General features: G+C 62.1%; 1 protein-coding gene. It reads left to right on the forward strand.

The genetic code is table 11. The features are described from left to right. Positions 1–68 precede the first annotated feature (68 nt). On the forward strand, positions 69–1,001 hold the full coding sequence (locus ESZ60_RS20620) for an IS5 family transposase (RefSeq protein WP_134682502.1): 933 nt from the start codon (positions 69–71) through the stop codon (positions 999–1,001). The last annotated feature ends 54 nt before the right edge of the window (positions 1,002–1,055 follow it).

Below are 1,055 nucleotides of genomic sequence, written 5' to 3' on the forward strand. Positions count from 1 at the left end.
GGCATTGTTGCAGAACTTTCGGATCTGACGGATTCACTCGGCGATTCTGGTGGGTTAATCCGCTCGGCATGACGAACTCCGCACCTGCCCGCTACCGAACCACGAACTGGAAATCCTATAACTCGGCACTGCGGCGGCGTGGCTCGTTGCTGATCTGGCTGGACAAGGACATGGTGTGGCGCGCGCCCAGGGCCGGTCGCAATGGACGCCCTCCGGTGTTTTCCGATGCTGCGATCCAATTCTGCCTGATGGTGAAAGTGCTCTTTGGCCTGCCGCTTCGGCAAACGACAGGGATGGTTGGCAGCATTCTGGAGATGGCCGGGCTCGACTGGCCAGTGCCCGACTTCTCTACCCTCAGCCGGAGGCAAAAGAGGATCACGGTCCAGATCACCAACCGTCGTGCGCCGGGGCCGCTGAACCTGCTGGTGGATAGCACTGGGATAAAGTTCCTTGGCGATGGCGAATGGCTCGCCCGCAAGCACGGCACCCATCGCAGGCGCCAGTATCGCAAGGTTCATCTGGCTATGGACACGGCGACCGGCGACATCCGGGCAGTGGAGTTCACCTCAAGCAGCGAGCGCGACAGCCCGGTTCTGCCAGACCTCCTTGCCCAAATCCCGGCAGACGAACAGATCGGGACGGCGACCGGCGACGGCGCCTACGATACCCGGCGCTGCCATATGGCAATCCTGGATCGGGGCGGTACCGCAATCATACCCATCCGCCGGAACGGTCGCCTTTGGAAGGAGGACTGCCCCGCCGCCAGAGCGCGCAATGACATCTTGCGCGCGACGCAGCGCTTCGGTCGCGCGACATGGAAGCGATGGTCAGGTTATCATGTCCGAAGTCGGATCGAAGCGAAGATGCGGTGCCTCAAGTCCTTCGGCGAGCGGATTGCGTCACGCGACCCCGACCGGCAGACCGCCGAGATCCACATCCGCATTGCACTGATGAACCGCTTCAACGCCCTCGGCACTGCCGAGATTGATCGCGTGGCCTGATCTCAAGGGGGAAAGGGGAAAGTCTGGCTCAGACTGGGCTTCTGCAACAATGCC

Source organism: Paracoccus ravus, assembly GCF_004522175.1.
Classification (GTDB): Bacteria; Pseudomonadota; Alphaproteobacteria; order Rhodobacterales; family Rhodobacteraceae; genus Paracoccus; species Paracoccus ravus.